The sequence below is a fragment of the Acinetobacter sp. YH12156 genome (assembly GCF_013418235.1).
Taxonomy (GTDB): domain Bacteria; phylum Pseudomonadota; class Gammaproteobacteria; order Pseudomonadales; family Moraxellaceae; genus Acinetobacter; species Acinetobacter pseudolwoffii.
This window is the reverse complement of the sequence record NZ_VPCL01000002.1, coordinates 385505-403484: the sequence shown is the minus strand read 5'-3', so window position 1 is coordinate 403484 and position 17980 is coordinate 385505. Positions and strand designations below refer to the sequence as shown.

11 protein-coding genes and 2 pseudogenes are annotated in these 17980 nt (G+C 40.4%); 6 read left to right on the top strand and 7 right to left on the bottom strand.

Annotation, left to right across the window (positions count from 1 at the left end; all coding sequences use genetic code 11):
* Positions 1-592 precede the first annotated feature (592 nt).
* A complete protein-coding gene (locus tag FTU87_RS04865; protein WP_074384007.1) occupies positions 593-2119 on the top strand; it encodes a fumarate hydratase in 1527 nt (508 codons plus the stop codon).
* Positions 2120-2319: 200 nt separating this feature from the next.
* Here the strand turns inward: FTU87_RS04865 and FTU87_RS04860 are convergent, their stop codons facing one another.
* Positions 2320-3036, bottom strand: coding sequence for an IS5 family transposase (locus FTU87_RS04860; protein ID WP_373683715.1), 717 nt, complete (start codon positions 3034-3036; stop codon positions 2320-2322).
* Between the two features lie 368 nt (positions 3037-3404).
* Positions 3405-3752 (bottom strand): annotated as a pseudogene (locus FTU87_RS04855) (hypothetical protein); the annotation flags it as partial.
* Positions 3753-3809: 57 nt separating this feature from the next.
* On the opposite strand from FTU87_RS04855, the gene FTU87_RS04850 reads away from it, so the two are divergent.
* Positions 3810-4511 (top strand): IS1 family transposase, encoded by a 702-nt coding sequence (locus tag FTU87_RS04850; protein ID WP_004730370.1) that lies wholly within the window; start codon positions 3810-3812, stop codon positions 4509-4511.
* 29 nt (positions 4512-4540) lie between these two features.
* Here FTU87_RS04850 and FTU87_RS04845 read toward each other — a convergent pair.
* From FTU87_RS04845 to tig, 5 genes and pseudogenes are all read right to left on the bottom strand, one after another.
* Positions 4541-4918, bottom strand: a pseudogene (locus tag FTU87_RS04845) (DUF2846 domain-containing protein); the annotation flags it as partial.
* Between the two features lie 170 nt (positions 4919-5088).
* Complete coding sequence (clpX, locus tag FTU87_RS04840; protein WP_005095585.1) at positions 5089-6399, bottom strand: ATP-dependent protease ATP-binding subunit ClpX; 1311 nt, start codon at positions 6397-6399, stop codon at positions 5089-5091.
* A gap of 29 nt (positions 6400-6428) precedes the next feature.
* The gene (gene clpP / locus FTU87_RS04835; protein ID WP_005095582.1) at positions 6429-7034 is read right to left on the bottom strand and encodes an ATP-dependent Clp endopeptidase proteolytic subunit ClpP; all 606 of its coding nucleotides are present in this window, start codon (positions 7032-7034) and stop codon (positions 6429-6431) included.
* 265 nt (positions 7035-7299) lie between these two features.
* Entirely contained in the window at positions 7300-8487 is a 1188-nt protein-coding gene (locus FTU87_RS04830) for an RNA-guided endonuclease TnpB family protein (protein WP_218208810.1), read from the bottom strand.
* Positions 8488-8644: 157 nt separating this feature from the next.
* Positions 8645-9976, bottom strand: coding sequence for a trigger factor (gene tig, locus FTU87_RS04825; protein ID WP_005095580.1), 1332 nt, complete (start codon positions 9974-9976; stop codon positions 8645-8647).
* Positions 9977-10237: 261 nt separating this feature from the next.
* Here tig and FTU87_RS04820 point away from each other — a divergent pair, with 261 nt between their 5' ends.
* The 4 genes from FTU87_RS04820 (at position 10238) to leuA (ending at position 17870) form a co-directional block, all read left to right on the top strand.
* Positions 10238-12442, top strand: a complete 2205-nt coding sequence (locus FTU87_RS04820) for a TonB-dependent receptor domain-containing protein (protein WP_180001636.1) — start codon at positions 10238-10240, stop codon at positions 12440-12442.
* A 313-nt stretch (positions 12443-12755) separates the two neighbouring features.
* Positions 12756-14987, top strand: a complete 2232-nt coding sequence (locus FTU87_RS04815) for a TonB-dependent siderophore receptor (RefSeq protein ID WP_180001635.1) — start codon at positions 12756-12758, stop codon at positions 14985-14987.
* 72 nt (positions 14988-15059) lie between these two features.
* On the top strand, positions 15060-15743 hold the full coding sequence (locus FTU87_RS04810) for a Fe2+-dependent dioxygenase (protein WP_180001634.1): 684 nt from the start codon (positions 15060-15062) through the stop codon (positions 15741-15743).
* Positions 15744-16172: 429 nt separating this feature from the next.
* The gene (gene leuA, locus FTU87_RS04805; protein ID WP_180096750.1) at positions 16173-17870 is read left to right on the top strand and encodes a 2-isopropylmalate synthase; all 1698 of its coding nucleotides are present in this window, start codon (positions 16173-16175) and stop codon (positions 17868-17870) included.
* Positions 17871-17980 lie beyond the last annotated feature (110 nt).

Sequence of the window (17980 nt, the reverse complement as noted above, 5' to 3'; positions counted from 1 at the left end):
TTGAAGATTTGAAGATTTGAAGATTTGAAGATTTGAAGATTTGAAGATTTGAAGATTTGAAGATTTGAAGATTTGAAGATTTGAAGATTTGAAGATTTGAAGATTTGAAGATTTGAAGATTTGAAGATTTGAAGATAGGTTAATTTTTTATGTCTTAAAATAAAAAAGAAGATAAAGCTTAGGCTTGATCTTCTTTCTGACCGTACATCCAAGTTGCAGCGATATATACACAAAAACCACTTGCCATTAAAATACCTGTAACCATTGTTAAGATCTCCCGTTTCAATAGCTGCATTATGTAAAAGTTTTATGACAGTTATATGACAATCTGGTTTTTTATTAAATTTAAAATAATTAATAAAATTCAATCGCTTAATACGGAATAAGCAAAATTATGCGTATTTTTTATCTGAAATATGACACTAAATATGACCGATTACTGTCATATTTGACCCGCTGAGCTGCTCAAGTCGTCCTTCAGATTGCTTAAACTATAAACTTTCGGCCAATGCTCGCCCAAAATGCCCACAACCCGATTCTTTTGTCTTATAATTTAGCCCGCTAGCTATCAGCCCGCTCAAGAGATATTTGTATGACAACTATTATCAAGCAAGATGACTTAATCACATCGGTTAAAGATGCGCTTCAGTTCATTTCTTACTATCACCCACAAGACTTTATCCAAGCGATGAGCCGTGCGTATGATCGTGAAGAGAACAAAGCTGCTAAAGATGCGATCGCGCAAATCTTAATTAACTCACGCATGTGTGCAGAAGGCCACCGCCCAATCTGTCAAGATACCGGTATCGTCAACGTATTTGTTGAAGTGGGCATGGATGTTAAATTCGATTTAACCATGGGCCTGGATGATGCAATCAATGAAGGCGTACGTCAGGGTTATTTAGAAAACTCCAACGTGCTTCGTGCATCAGTTCTGGCCGATCCTGCTTTTGGTCGTAAGAATACCAAAGACAACACTCCTGCCGTGATTTACCACAAGCTTGTGCCTGGTAATAAAGTAGATATCACTGTAGCAGCCAAAGGTGGCGGTTCAGAAAATAAATCTAAACTCGCAATGTTGAACCCATCTGATTCAATCGTAGATTGGGTACTGAAAACTGTTCCAACGATGGGTGCAGGCTGGTGTCCACCAGGTATGCTCGGGATTGGGATCGGTGGTACTGCTGAAAAAGCCATGATGCTTGCCAAAGAAGCATTGATGGAAGAGATCAACATGGACGAATTACTTCGTCGTGGTCCACAATCTAAACTTGAAGAACTTCGTATCGAAATCTTCGAAAAAGTGAATGCTTTGGGTATTGGCGCACAAGGTCTTGGCGGTTTAACCACTGTTCTTGATATTAAAATCAAAGATTATCCATGTCATGCTGCGGGTAAGCCAGTCGGTATGATCCCGAACTGTGCTGCGACTCGTCATGCACACTTCACACTTGATGGTACGGGTGTTGCCAACATCATCGCACCAAAACTTGAAGACTATCCTGAAGTCACTTGGGATTCTTCATCTTCTAAACGTGTTGACCTCGATACAATTACTCAAGAAGAAATGAATGCTTGGAAACCAGGTGATACATTACTTCTAAACGGTACGATTTATACTGGTCGCGACGCTGCACATAAACGTATGGTCGACATGCTTAACAATGGCGAAGAACTTCCGGTTGATCTGAAAGGTAAGTTTATCTACTACGTCGGTCCAGTCGATCCAGTCGGTGATGAAGTTGTAGGCCCTGCTGGTCCAACAACGGCTACGCGTATGGATAAATTCACACGTCAAGTCCTTGAAGCAACTGGCATGTTCGGCATGATCGGTAAAGCAGACCGTGGTCCTGCTGCCGTTGAAGCCATTAAAGACAACCAGGCAACTTACCTGATGGCTGTCGGTGGTGCTGCTTACTTGGTATCGAAAGCGATCCGTGAAGCTGAAGTGGTGGCTTTTGCTGACTTGGGTATGGAAGCAATTTACAAGTTTGTCGTGAAAGATATGCCGGTTTCTGTCGCAGTTGATGTGAATGGTACATCTATTCACGCCACTGCACCTAAAATCTGGCAAGCAAAAATTGGTAAGATTCCAGTCGTGGACGCTGCTGCAGGCTAATTTTGACTGCAATAAAAAAGCACCCTCTATCGGTAATGCCAGTCAGTTAAGGAATTGACTGGCATTTTCTTTTTCAAATTCATGATTATATCTGATAGATAGAAAAGTCATCCGCAACTGTTTGAGGCATGAGGTGTATTGCACCGCAAGATTTAAAAATGATTGTTTCTGCGACAAACTTACTAGGGTCTGTTGACATTTCAAGTATAGAATTTACCCGATAAAGGTAGCCAAATAAATATACAAGCTAATGCAACTGCCCCCTCATAGCTACACTTTAGCTTATCATATCGTGTTGCTATTCCTCTGAACTGCTTTAACCTACAAAATGCATTCTCAACTAAGTGTCTGATTTTATATAAATACCAATCCATATGATCATTATTTGACTGAGTATTTGATTTTCTTGGAATATTCGCTTTAGTTTTTTTCGCAGATATTTGTTCTCTTAATGATTCAGAGTCATATCCTTTGTCTGCACAACATACTTCCGTTTCACTCAAATCAAGTTTTTCAATCATTTTGGGAGCAATCTTGACATCATGTATCGTTCCATCGGAGATAATAATTTCGATTGGATTGCCATCCGCATCAACAGCTAAGTGTATTTTAGAACTATTTCCACCAATGCTTTTAGAAATATCCTGATCTTTTATTCCAGCAGAATGTTGGTGTGCCCGAACATGACTACCATCAATAAAAACCCATTCCATATCAGTACTTGAAGAAATTAATTTAAATATTTTCATTAGCTTATCATTTTTACACCAACGATTATATTTTTTAAAGATTGAGTTATACGAACCAAATTCTTTAGGCAAATCACGCCATGGGCAGCCTGTTCTTATTCTATAAAGTATTGCTTCGACAAAATTTCTCAAATTAGATTTGAAATAGATATCAAAATTTCGGAAAATAGAAAGTAACTTAGACTAGTGTTGATCATTCAGCATTGTACGAGGCATAGCGAGAAGTAAATTTGGTTTGGCGATTAAATTTTACTTTCTCGCTATTTTTTTGAACAGAAAATGTCAACAGACCCTAGTCGATGGTGGCTGACGAGTTTTGCGGATGAGGAGTGTTGCTCCGCAAGATGCCTTCCTTGCGAAGCTTCTCATTTGGGCGAAACCAAAGTAACAAATAATTTACAAGAATTTGATTTATAAAATTAATACTCCGCTGTGAATGACTAAAAAATTAAAGAGTCTATTTCTAAACTCCTTAACTGATCAACATTACCCTCTATCGGTGCTTTTTTATTATATTTATTCTAGAAAATGTTCCATTACCAAGTACGCGGATCCCAAAGTTTAAAAGGTGCCTTCAACTGTACATCTAATGATGGATCATAAGCAGTTGGTTCAATTTTCTGGGCTTTTTTGCGAATCTGGCCAGTTTCCTGATCTTGCGCCACAAAGTTAAAACTGTGAGATTTAAGCTGAGTAAAAGCAATTTCATTCAGACCGACCTTTTCCGGCATGAGCATGAAGGGCCCCGAGACACTACGCCGCGTGCTGATATTTTCTTCATCATATTTAATAAAATAGGATTGTCCTGCTTCCACACTAAAATCCAGATATTTAGGCTTCTGAAAATGCAAAGCACCCAACGGTCGACTGGTACTTAAACGATGGTGGTGTTTCAAAAAGTATGCTGAAAAAAACAATATGGCTTTTGATAAAATAGAGGTATGAAAATAACGCTACAAATCAAATGTCCTACCTGTCTAAGTAACAATATAAAGAGAAATGGCATCAAAGTAGATGGGAAACAAAACCATCAGTGCAAAGATTGCAAACGTCAGTTTATTGGTGATCATGCATTAAGCTATCAAGGGTGTAACTCAGGTATTACCGGCAAGATATTACATTTGATGGTCAGAGGAAGCGGTGTAAGAGATATTGCTGAAGTCGAGCGTATCAGCATTGGCAAGGTATTACGAACCTTAAGTGAATCGATCTATCAGATTCAGCCTAAACAAAGCCACTACGAATGTCTTGAAGTCGATGAACTTTGGACTTTTGTAGGGAATAAGCAAAATAAACAATGGCTTATTTATGCCTACCATCGAGAATCTGGAGAAATTGTTGCTTATGTTTGGGGTAAGCGGGATTTAGCAACGGTTCAACGTCTTAAAGCTAGACTTAAAAAGCTTGGGGTTCAATATGCTCGAATTGCGAGTGATCATTGGGATAGTTTTATCACAGCATTTCAATGTTGCAAGCAAGTGATCGGTAAGTTTTTTACCGTCGGTATTGAAGGTAACAATTGTAGAATTCGCCATCGAATCAGGCGTGGATTTAGGAGAAGTTGCAACTTTTCTAAAAAGCTTGAAAATCATTTTAAAGCCTTTGATTTGACTTTCTTTTACCTTAATAACGGATTTGTTTAACGCCAGCATACTTTTTGAAACACCACCCTTAAACGATATGTTCCTGTAGGAACTTCAATCCAGTAATAATGATTATGCAAAAGACTTGGAATATGTTCTTGATTGATAAACAGGCTGGCAGCGACAATTTCCTGACGGTTCCATCTGGAATCAGGACGGTATAAATACACGATGGCGGCTTGATCATGTTGTGGTTTCACCGTTTGAAACTGATTGCCCTGCTTTTGATTGACCCAGCCACCAATAGTAAACATACCAATACGATGCTGTTCCACAAAGCCCGGTTTTTTTTCAAGATCAATATTTTTTAGAGTGCTGAGTGACTGTGTAGGCTCAACGACGGCTTTCTTACCATGACACCCCAGCAATGCCAAACTGCTGATGAGTACAATTGCGACTCCACGCATGCTTATCCCTCACTGCGTCTTTATTCTTTTATATGCAAGTGCTTTGCGATTTATTTTTTATAAGTTTTAGGCATCCACGCCTAGTCAATCAGATTAACACCCAGCTTTATTTTTGGAAATAAAAAACCTGCGAAAACACGGAGTTTTCGCAGGTTTCGGATGAATAGCAGTTAAGCAGATTTGCTATTCACCACTTTTAAATCTATTTTTGTCGCTGTCTCTTGCTGCTCATGCGGTTGACGCTCGGCACGATATTCTGGCTCTGCTTCACCTTTAATCACCGCTTCATTGACGACCACCGTGCCGACATCGCTACGGCTTGGCAGGTCATACATGGTTTCGAGTAATGAATTTTCCAGGATCGAACGTAGACCACGCGCGCCAGTATTACGCTCAACCGCTTTTTTCGCCACGGCACGTAATGCGGATTCTTCAAAGACCAGATCCACGTCTTCCATATCAAACAGATGTTGATACTGACGGGTTAATGCATTCTTCGGTTCAGTCAGAATCTGCATCAATGCTTCTTCATCTAACTCATCCAAAGTGGCAATCACCGGCAAACGACCAATAAATTCTGGAATCAAACCAAATTTTACCAGGTCAGTTGCTTCAACTTGACGGAACAGATCAGACAGCTTCTTGGTTTCATCTTTTTTACGCACTTCTGCGGTAAAGCCGATGCCACCTTTTTCCTGACGCTGCTGCACAATTTTCTCAAGTCCAGAGAATGCACCACCACAGATAAACAGAATGTTGGATGTATCAATCTGAATGAATTCTTGCTGCGGATGCTTACGGCCACCTTGGGGCGGAATCGAAGCAACCGTACCTTCGATCATTTTCAATAAAGCCTGCTGTACGCCTTCACCCGATACATCACGCGTAATCGATGGATTTTCAGACTTGCGGGTAATCTTGTCGATCTCGTCGATATAGATAATGCCCTTCTGTGCTTTCTCGACATCGTAATCGGCTTTTTGCAAAAGCTTCTGTACAATGTTTTCTACATCTTCACCCACATAACCTGCTTCTGTCAGTGTGGTTGCATCTGCCATGGCAAAGGGTACATCAAGAAGGCGCGCCAGCGTTTGTGCCAACAAGGTTTTGCCTGAGCCCGTCGGGCCGACCAGCATGATATTACTTTTTGAAAGTTCAACTGAATCGTCAGCTTTTTTGCCATTATTCTGCACTTTCAGGCGCTTGTAATGGTTATACACTGCAACCGACAAGGTCTTTTTTGCGATATCCTGACCAATGACATATTGATCCAAGGCCGCACGGATTTCCTGTGGTTTCGGCAAAGGACGATTGGCCCAGTCATTGGTTTCCACCTGTTGACTGGTTTGAACCAAATCTAAGCATACGTCCACACATTCGTTACAAATGTATGCGTCCTCGCCTGCAATCAGCTTCCCGACTTCAGACTGCGTTTTACCGCAAAATGAACAATGCTTTTGTCCTTGAGGATGTTCGGACATATTTACTCCACTATCTGAATCTTTAAAACTTATGGACGTTTAGTTAAAACTTCGTCCACAAGACCGTATTCTTTCGCTTGCTGAGCAGTCATAAAGTTATCACGGTCTGTATCGCGTGCTACTTTCTCGTATTCCTGACCGCTGTGTTCAGCCATTAAACGATTTAAACGTTCTTTAATAAATAGAATTTCACGGGCATGAATTTCAATATCCGAAGCCTGACCACGGAAACCACCGAGTGGCTGATGAATCATAACACGGGCATTTTCTAAGCAGTAACGCTTACCTTTAGTTCCGGCATTGAGCAGGAAGGCACCCATAGATGCTGCCTGCCCCATACAATAGGTCACCACGTCAGGTTTGATAAACTGCATGGTGTCATAAATTGCCATACCTGCAGTCACTGAACCACCTGGCGAGTTGATATATAAATGAATATCTTTATCTGGATTTTCAGCCTCTAAAAACAACATTTGCGCAACGATAAGGTTCGCCATATTGTCTTCAACTTCGCCCGTCATAAAAATTACACGTTCACGCAAAAGGCGTGAATAAATATCAAAAGAACGCTCACCACGAGAGGATTGTTCTACCACCATTGGCACTAAAGCGTTTTCAATCGTTGGAACATACATACGTTTATTTATTCCTAAATTTTTTGTGACCTAACCCATAATCACAATATGAGGGATAATCACTGAAATTGCAAAAAATTCGCCAATAAATCCATCATATTTTTTGCATTAGTTTTGTGAAAATCAGAAATGCTTTTTTTCAGGCATCAATATCAATGACCTCCCCATAAATGAGGAGGTTTGCCACACCAATCATGGTGTTTACTAGGCTCATGCCTGACAAGTGGTGCAAGCGTATTTCTACTCCCACCTTTTTTACCTAAAATTAGGCTGTCGGCATATCAGGTTGATTGACTTCAACCTTAGCAATAGAAGCTTGTTCTATTACCATCGAAGGGTCAGATTGAGAAACAAACTCAATGCCTTTGCGATGTATATTCATTGCGCCAATACGATCATCATTTGATTGATAATGACAACGCTTACAGTCAAAGTGATGCTTTTTCTTATCACGATTTGATTTTTCACGGTGTCCACATTTCGGGCAAGTTTGTGATGTGTATTTGGGGTCAATCAAAATAACAGACTGACCATTTTCTTTGGCTTTATAGCAGAGTAATTGCTTAAACTGATAGAACGCCCACGATACACTGACATAGCGGTTTTTCAGACGTACCTTTTCGGTTGCCTGCCTTATACCTGTCAAATCCTCAAGAACGAATACAGTGCCTTTTGGATGCTTTTGAGTGAGTGCCTTTGTGATCTGATGATTAACATCAGTCATATAACGGTTTTCTCTACTCCCAATCTGCTTAAGCCTATGCCTTGCAGACGAAGTTTGTTTCTCCTGTAAAGATTTGCGTATTGCTTTAAATATGCCACGCTTCTGTTTAACTATTCCACCCCGATAGAAGTCAGTTTTTCCTTTACTAGCGTAGGTGGTTGCAAGATGGTTGATGCCCAGATCAACACCGACCACATTAGTAACGTCATCAATTGTTAAAGCAGGGGCTTCCTTGCTCATTGGGATATGTAAAAACCATTTCCCGAATTTATTAACCATCTTGGCAGAACCAAACTTGGTTTTAGCTTTCTGAAATTGATTTAAAGGTTTTTTAGCGAAATTAACCTTGATGCGCCCTGAGCTTACACCTAACGAAAACTGATTACCTACAAGTGAGTAATCACGATTCCATACAAGGTCGTAATCGTTACCACTAAATTTCACCAATGACCAATCGTGACCATTTGACTTAGCAGACTTATATCGAGCAACAACGGTTTTAATCACAGACTGAGTAAATTGGGCTTTTGTGCCTAATTCAGACCGCATTTGGTCATAAACAAGATAGTGCAATTTAACTTGATTGAGAATTTTATTTTGAAAAACTTTTTTTGACAACCAATTACAAGCAAGCGAATACAGCTCAAACATTTGTTTAAGCTCAAGAACTTGTTGCTTGTTCGGGAATATCTGCACTTTAGCAGTTATTACGAGGGTATCATTTTTCATAACTTTATCATTAATTGAAATGCTTTGAAAAACAAGTTTATTTGGCTTGTATTCTAAAAAAATCCTCCGTTTCCTCCACCCCTAAAGAGAGGTGGTTTCCACAGAGAGTTCGATGAAAAAAAGGCGCATCAAGCGCCTTTTTTATGGAAAGCTAAAATTAAGCTTGTTGACGAGCTTGCTGCTCTTTCAATAAGTCTTCATAGCTTACAGTCGCATCAGTTACTTTAGCAGAAGCCAAAATGTAATCAACAACTTGGTCTTCTAGTACAACAGCTTCGATTTGTTGACGTTGTTGCGCATCGTTTTTGAAGTATTCGATCACTTCGTTTGGATCTTCATAAGAAGATGCCATGTCTTGGATATACGCTTCAACACGTGCAGCATCTACTTCGATTTTCGCATCAGCTAAAACACGGCTAACCAATACGCCAAGTTTTACAGATTTTTCAGCTTGTTCTTTGAACAATTCGTCTGGAAGCATGCTTGAATCAAATGCTTGCGCACCTTGAGCACCGAACTGTTGAGTGAACTGCTGAATCATTTGTTGACGTTGACGGTCAATTTCTTGAGCAAGCATAGCCGCTGGAAGTTCAACTTCGTTTGCAGCAACAAGCGCATCAAAAGTCGCACCTTTTACCTGGTTACGCAGGCCGTTTTTCACTTCACGTTCCATGTTTTTACGAACGTCAGCTTTCAACTTCTCAACGCCTTCTTCTTCAGATACACCGAAGATTTCCAGGAATTCAGCATCAATTTCTGGAAGTTTTTGTTTTTCAACAAGCTTCACAGTGATTTTGAATTGAGCTTGTTTACCAGCAAGGTTTTCAGCTTGGTAATCTTCAGGGAAAGTTACATCAATCACTTTCTCTTCGCCTTTCTTCATACCAACGATGCCGTCTTCGAAGCCAGGAATCATACGGCCAGAACCGAGTACAAGTTTGAAGTCTTCAGCAGCGCCGCCTTCAAATTTCTCGCCATCAACCGTACCTTCAAAATCGAAAGTCACTTGCATGTCTTTTTTAGCCATGCCTTTGGTTTCAGCCCAAGCAGCACGTTGTTTTTGAAGATTTTCGATCATCTTCTCAACGTCTTTATCGTTGACTTCAGTTGCTTTACGTTCAACTTCCAGACCTTCGAATTTCACTTCAACTTCTGGATAAACTTCAACAGTCGCTGTATATACCAGCGCGTCGTCTTTCATTTCAGTTTTTTCGATGTTTGGCATGCCCACAGCATTGATTTTCTCTTGCTGGATTGCTTCGAAAACTGTGTCACGAATAATATCGTTTACCACTTCTTGGTAGATACCCGCGCCGTATTCACGACGAACTACGTTTACAGGCACTTTACCTGGACGGAAGCCGTTGATCTTCGCAGTTTTAGCAGTGCGTTTTAAACGAGCTTCAAATTGCTCATTAATACGGCTCGTCGGTACAGAAACATTTAAACGACGGGCAACGCCCGAAACCGCTTCAGAAGTTACTTGCATGGCTTCCTCTATATATTAGGTTATAACAGGTTTATAAAAATGTGCCACATTATATGACAACATTTAAGGATATACAAAAAATACGCGCGAGTTCCAGTTTTTAAACCCTTTTTTTACTTGAATTGGCATCTTTTCAAATATTCAGGTGATTAAATTGAAATGAAGGAATTGTATATTTTTATTGCAAATGATAAATATTATCATTAATATTCCTGAAATTTGATTTGAATCTTTAACTTTCTCCATCTCGGAATTTCGGTTATGCGTAATTTTAATCTTCGCCCACTTGCAGTGGCTATTCTTGGGGTTACAGCTGCTTCTGCACATGCTGAAACAAATAATACCACTGTACCAGTAACACAATTGTCTACGATTGTGGTTTCAGCGGCGGGTTATGAACAAAAGATTAAGGACGCACCCGCTTCAATTACTGTACTCACCGAAGAAGATTTTAAAACAAAACGTATTACTTCTTTAGCAGATGCTTTAAGCGATGTAGAAGGTATTGATATTAGTCCTACGGCTGGTAAAACAGGCGGTCTAGATATTAGCATTCGTGGCTTACCATCTGAGTACACACTTGTACTCATTGATGGTCGCCGTCAAAACAGTACCGGCGATATTACACCGAATGGCTTTGGTGAAACAAAAAATAATTTTATTCCTCCATTGTCTGCAATTGAACGCATCGAAATTATTCGTGGCCCGGCATCTACCTTATATGGTTCGGATGCAATGGGAGGTGTCGTAAATATTATTACTAAAAAAGTAAGCAGCGAATGGACCGGTTCGATTGGTTTAGAAGGATCAATCTTGCCGAAAAGCTCTGATTTTGGTAACCAACGTAGTATCGATTTGTATGCAACTGGTCCCTTAGTACAAAACCTTTTGGGCTTACAAATTCGCGCAAAACATTGGGAACGTGACGAATCGAATGTAACTAGAGATATTGACCAAACAACATTAGGTACAGGTAATAATCCATCTGAAGGTAAAATTGATACCCTAGGTGCACGTTTAACATTAACACCCACAGACAAGCATGACATATCTATTGATGCAGAGTCTCAGCGCCAATCATATGAAAATCCGAAAAATACCAGCGGTTTCCAATTAGGTACTGTAGGCCCAGCAGGTGGCTATGATAATGAGATGGAATTTAATCGTGATAAATATGTGCTAGCTCATCAATGGCGTAATGACATTGGTACTTTAGACAGCAGCATTACCCGTAATGAAAGTGAAACTGTTGGTCGTCTTATTCCATCACGTATGCAAGGTGGCGATTTAGTTACTAAAACCCCGCGACTAATTGAAAGTGAAGATACTATTTTTGATACTAAACTGTCTGTAAATTCAATAGCAAATCATAACTTGATCTTAGGTGGCCAATGGTGGGATGCCAGCATTTCAGATGGCCTACGTTCATCTAAACCTGAGGTTAACTTTACTCAAGTTGGTTTGTTTGCAGAAGATACATGGAATATCTTACCAAACTTCGCCTTAACATTAGGTCTGCGTTATGATGATCACGATACTTTTGGTGATTTCATTACTCCTCGTGCTTATGCTGTTTGGAATGTTAACGATACTTGGACACTAAAAGGCGGTTATTCAGAAGGCTATAAAGCTCCTCGTTTAGAACAGTTGACAAATGGTGTAGTAAACGTTGGACGTCAAGGTGCTCAACCTATTTTTGGTAATCAAAATTTAAAACCTGAAACTAGCGATAACTATGAGCTTGGCATTTATTTCACACCTAATAATGACTTAAATATTAACTTGACAGGTTTTATCAGTACCGTTGAAGATAAAATTGTTTCAGGTGCAATCACAGATACTTCGGTAAATACAGGTGGCAATCCAGGTGAATGTTTAGTAAACCAAACTTGTGCAGACTATTTAACTGGTCTCGGCACTCCATGGCAGTGGCTTAATCAATCCAGTGATCGTGCTTTTATGATCACTCGACCTGACAACGTTGATGAAGTTGAAATTTATGGTACAGAGCTAGGTATTAATTGGGGCTTTGCTGAAGATTGGAAATTAAACTTTAACTACACTTGGACTGAAACTGAGGTTACCAAAGGTAAAGATAAAGGGAAAAAGTTACAAGACACCCCTGAGCATATGTTTAATGCAACTGTAAAATGGAATGTCGCTGACAATGCTGATCTTTGGTTACGTGGTGAATACCGTACCGAACGCTCTCGCTTCAAAACCACAAACTTAACTGGAGATGATCTTACTGTTTATAATACGTTGGGTGACTATGAGGCATATGGTTTAATGCACTTAGGCACAAATTATGCCGTGAATGATAACTGGGATATTGGTGTTGCACTCTACAACATTTTCGATAAAGACTTTAATAAGTATGAAATCGTTGATGGTACTGCCTATAACTTATATAGCAATACCCAAGAAGGTCGTCGCGTTCAGTTAAGTACAACTTTTAAATTCTAAGAAATACATCTCTTAAAAAAACCCTGCCCTGGCAGGGTTTTTTTCTTATCGTGCGATCAATACTTTCCAAAACATTGCTAATTCATGCCCTTCTAATAAACATCATTATTCTCAATAAAAAGTTAACAATCAGCTTTATTTATCAATATTTATTAAAATCAATTGTTTAATCAAGTATTGATATAACATTACATTTGAAATCTCATTTAATATTTTCTTAAAGATCATGAATTCCTATGACAAAAGGATAAAAATAAAAACAAGAATCATTATTATTCTCATACTTTTTTAATATTCATTTTTTAGGTTTAACATGACTTTCATTAAAACACGTAAAAAAATCGTTTCCTCTGCAATTGTTTCATCTTTATCAATGGTGGCTGGATCTGCGATGGCAGAAGAACAGGTGATCCAGTTAGAGACGATTCATCAAGAAGTCAAAGCTGAACCGGCACCTAGCTTCAAAGTAAGCCAATCTGCAAACAGCAAATTTGTAGCGCCTTTACTCGATACCCCCAAGTCAGTTGCGCTCATTTCAAAACAGTTAATTGAAGATACACAAGTCACTACCTTAAGTGATGCCTTGCGTACAGTTCCAGGGATTACCTTGGGCGCGGGTGAAGGTGGCAATCCAAACGGTGATCGTCCTTTTATTCGGGGTTATAATTCTGAAAGCTCCATGTATGTAGACGGCGTACGCAACGCCACTTCACAGAACCGTGAAATGTTTGCTGTCGAACAGGTTGAAGTCACCAAAGGTTCTGCATCTGCCATGGGCGGTGCAGGAACGACTGGTGGTAGTATCAACATGATTTCTAAAGTTGCTAAAGCGGGTGACTTTCTAGAAGGTTCTGTCGCGGGTGGTACTGACAACTATCAACGCATAACCTTGGATGGCAATAAAGATTTTGGAAATGGTATAGCAGCACGTGTGGCCGTGATGGGTCACCATAATGAAAAAGCTGGCCAGAAAAATGGTGCCGAATATAAACGTGCCGGTATTGCACCGAGTATTGTATTTGGTCTGGACACCCCTACCCGTGCGACTTTAAGTTATTACTATTTAAAATCGGATGACACGCCGGATTCAGGGGTTCCTTATAAGTATGATGCGGCAAAAAAAGCCACCGTCGGTAAACCTGTCGATGTAAAACAGGGCATTTATTATGGTTTATTAAGTCGTGATTTCCAGAAACAGGAAAATCAGATCGGTACCATCAAACTGGAACACGATTTAACGGATAACCTGACCCTGAGTAATACAGCGGTATATAGCACTGCCAAAAATGACTACTTATGGACCCAGCCAGATGACTCCAAAGGGAACGTGCTGAATGATAAAGTCTGGCATCGTATAAACTCACGTATTACTGATACCAACATCTTTACCGACCAGCTTGCTTTGACAGGTAAGTTTAATACAGGTGCATTCAAGCATAGCTTTAATATAGGTGCAGAGTACTCAGATCAAAAATCTGACAAAGGTAACTACTTAACAAGTTATCCAGGCTATCCAGGTACCACCACAGGTGGTTTCAACAGCGACTGTGCTATCAACGATGCATGGTGTACATCATTAACTAATCCAGACTCACGTGATCAATGGTTGGGCTCTTCCGCAGCCAACAAAAATCTCACGACAACCACGACCGAGACTACATCTGTCTATCTCTTAGATAATATCGAGTTTAGCCCGCAATGGTTATTAGATTTGGGTTTACGTTGGGATAAATTTGATACCAAGCAAACCACAAACGCGACTGGCGACTCTATTGAAAATAATACCGATTTCCTGACCTATCAGGCTGGATTAATCTTTAAACCTGTTGAAAATGGTTCTATCTATGCAAGTTATGCGACTTCTGCCAATCCGGTCGGTGTAGATGGCGGGGATGGTTCAGAAGCAATTGGCCAAGTCTATATGGACTTAGATCCAGAAGAGAGCCGTACCTTTGAAATCGGTACAAAGTGGGATGTATTAAATGAAAGACTGAGTTTAACCGCTGCCGTGTTCCGTACTGAAAAACAAAATACACGGATTCAACTGGATGCTGCTACATATACCAATGGCGGCGAAACCCAAGTAGACGGTCTTGAGCTGGGCGTAAATGGCCAAATTACGGATAAATGGGCTGTATCTGCTGGTTATACTTATCTCGACAGTGAAACTGTGAACCCGGGCCCATCCTGTAACCGTCAAGGGGTATGTACACCTGACAATCCTGCCAAAGGTAAGCAAATGCAGAATGTACCTAAAAATTCTGCAACCCTTTGGACTACCTATGCTGTAACACCTGCTTTAACTTTAGGAGCGGGTGCTGTTGCAATGGATAAAGTTTATGGTGATGCAGCCAATACCAAGTGGGTTCCAGGTTATGTCCGTTATGATGCCATGGCGCGTTATAACGTGAATGAAAATGTTGATTTGCAATTAAACGTCAACAACCTGTCTGATGAACGTTACTTCACTAAAGCTTATGCCTCTCACTATGCCACTGAAGCAGAAGGCCGCAGTGCAGTGCTGGCAGTCAACTTTAAATATTAATTCGATATAAGCGCATAGCCTCCTGATGGGAGGCTATGCTATTTTGAAAATGCAATTATTCGAGGGTTTCCAGTGCTGCATCATATTCCAAATGTACTGAGCAAAGAACAGGTGCAATATTTCCGTGAGGAGATGAAGAAGATTGAGTGGGTCAATGGCAAAGTCACCGCGGGTACACTCTCTGCCAGCGTGAAACAGAATCAGCAATTGCCTGAAGATCATCCACTCACTCATCATCTCAGCAATATTATTCTGGAATCTCTGGGACAGCATGCTTTATTTTTATCAGCGGCAATTCCTCTGGATATTATTCCTCCCCTGTTTAACCGCTATGAAAATAATGAATCTTTCGGCTTTCATGTCGATAATTCGATTCGTCGTATTCGTGGGAGCAATGAACGTCTCAGAACAGATTTATCCTGTACGGTTTTTTTGAGTGAACCTGAAGAATATGCCGGTGGTGAACTGGTGGTTGAAGACACCTATGGCTATCACGAAGTAAAACTGCCTGCCGGGGATATGATTCTGTATCCATCCACCAGTTTGCATGAAGTCACCCCAATCACCTCAGGTTGCCGAATTGCCTCATTTTTCTGGATACAAAGCATGATTCGTGATGATGCAGAACGGCATATGCTGTTTAATCTGGATCAAAGCATTCAAAACTTGAGAATGCAACTGGGCGATCAGCATGCAGAAGTTATGAAACTGACCAATTTGTATCACAACCTCATGCGCAAATGGGCCGAGCTTTAAAAGCTTGCCCGGATTAAATGCCTTTAGCCATCTAGGGCTATTTTTTCTAAAAATATAGGCTGATATGGCATGATTGGGTGTAAAAAATAACGGCTTATTTCAAAATCAAGAAAATATAAAACACTATACTTAAAATATATGGGAATATTTTTCAAAACTTAAAGCTTATAAGAAAATCTTTATTAAGATACGACTAAAATCTATTAAAAAAGCAAAAACTTTTCGGTTTAACTGGATTAAACTTAAAGTTATAAGTTGATCATGCAGGTTTTTTTGATTAAAACTAAATCCCAAATATTCCAGAAGATTTTTAGTTTTAATGCTGGTTCCAATCTGTATGTAGACGATTATAGACACAATCTATTCGGTAACCTTTGCCAGTGCTTCAACCAAGCGCAGACTCTATCAGGTTACACAAGGAGCTCTCTCATGATGTTGGCTGATCCAAGTAAAAAATACCGTCGCATGTATCAACGTGTGGACTTACCAGACCGTCAATGGCCGAACAATGAAATCAACAAAGCGCCAATCTGGATGAGTACTGACCTGCGTGATGGTAACCAGGCGATCTTCGAGCCAATGAACATGGAGCAAAAATTCAAGATGTTCCAGATGTTGGTGAAAATCGGTTTCAAGCATATTGAAATTGGTTTCCCTTCAGCATCGCAAATTGACTTTGATTTCACTCGTAAATTGATTGAAGAAGATCATATTCCTGAAGATGTTTATATCGAAGTTTTGGTTCAAGCCCGTGATCATTTAATTGCTCGTACCTTTGAATCTTTACAGGGTGCAAAACGTGCCATTGTGCATATCTACAACTCCAATTCACCGACTTTCCGCGAGAAAGTCTTAAATGTAGATGTAGCGGGCGCAAAACAATTAGCCGTCAATGCAGCACAAAAAGTCAAAGAATATGCCGCAAAACAGCCTGAAACTGAATTTGTCTTCCAGTACAGCCCGGAATGTTTCACTGCGACTGAATTAGAAGTTGCAAAAGATGTCTGTGATGCTGTGACTGAAATCTGGGAAGCATCACCGACCAATAAAGTGATCTTGAACTTGCCAGCAACGGTAGAAGTTTCAGGTCCACACATCTATGCCGATCAAATCGAATGGATGCACCGCAACATTCAGCGTCGTGACGGCGTGATTATTTCAGTGCACTGTCATAATGACCGTGGTTGCGGCATCGCGGCATCTGAATTGGCGATTATGGCTGGTGCCGATCGTGTTGAAGGTTGTGTGTTTGGGAACGGTGAGCGTACCGGTAATGTCGATGTGGCAGCAATCGCATTGAACATGTATACCCAAGGTGTTGCGCCAAACCTGGATTTCTCCAATATCAATGAAATTATCGCGACTGTAGAAGAATGTACCGGTTTGCCAGTACATCCACGTCATCCATACGCAGGTGATTTGGTCTTTACTGCATTCTCCGGCTCACATCAGGATGCGATCAAAAAAGGTTTCGAATTCCAGAAAGACCAAGAAATGTGGGATATGCCATATTTACCAATCGATCCAAAAGACTTGGGCCGTGACTATGATGCGGTGATTCGCGTTAACTCACAGTCAGGTAAAGGCGGTATCGCCTACTTGTTAGAATCGAATTACAACGTGACTTTACCACGTCGTTTACAAATCGAGTTCTCGCAAATTGTACAAAAACGTACCGATGAACAAGGCACTGAAATTTCTGCAACCGAGATCTGGAAGTTGTTTAAAGAGACTTATGTCGATGTTAAACATGTACATTACTCAACTAAGAACTACAAGTTATCGGATGACAATGGCAATCAGGTGATTGAGCTTGATCTTGAAATTGATGGCCAGTCACGTCGTGTTCGTGGTGAAGGCAATGGTCCAATTTCTGCGATTTTGGATGCACTTCAGTTACCGATTGATGTGGTGAACTATGAAGAGCGCAGCATCAGTTCTGGTGCACATGCCAAAGCTTTGGCCTTGATTGAACTGCAAGTCAAAGGCACTGGCAAGTCTGCCTTTGGTGCGGGTGTGCATGACAACATCGTGACCTCTTCGATCGAAGCAATTCTTGCATCGACCAACCGTCTGATTGATCAAGGTGTATTAAGCACTGATCAGGTAATCGCTGCTGCGGTCTAACCGGCTGTATTAGAATTAGCGATAATTCATAGCACTAAAATGACTTTAGAAGGATATCCGCTAGTGGTATCCTTTTATTATTCATACTCAAGATTTTAAGGCGAATCCTC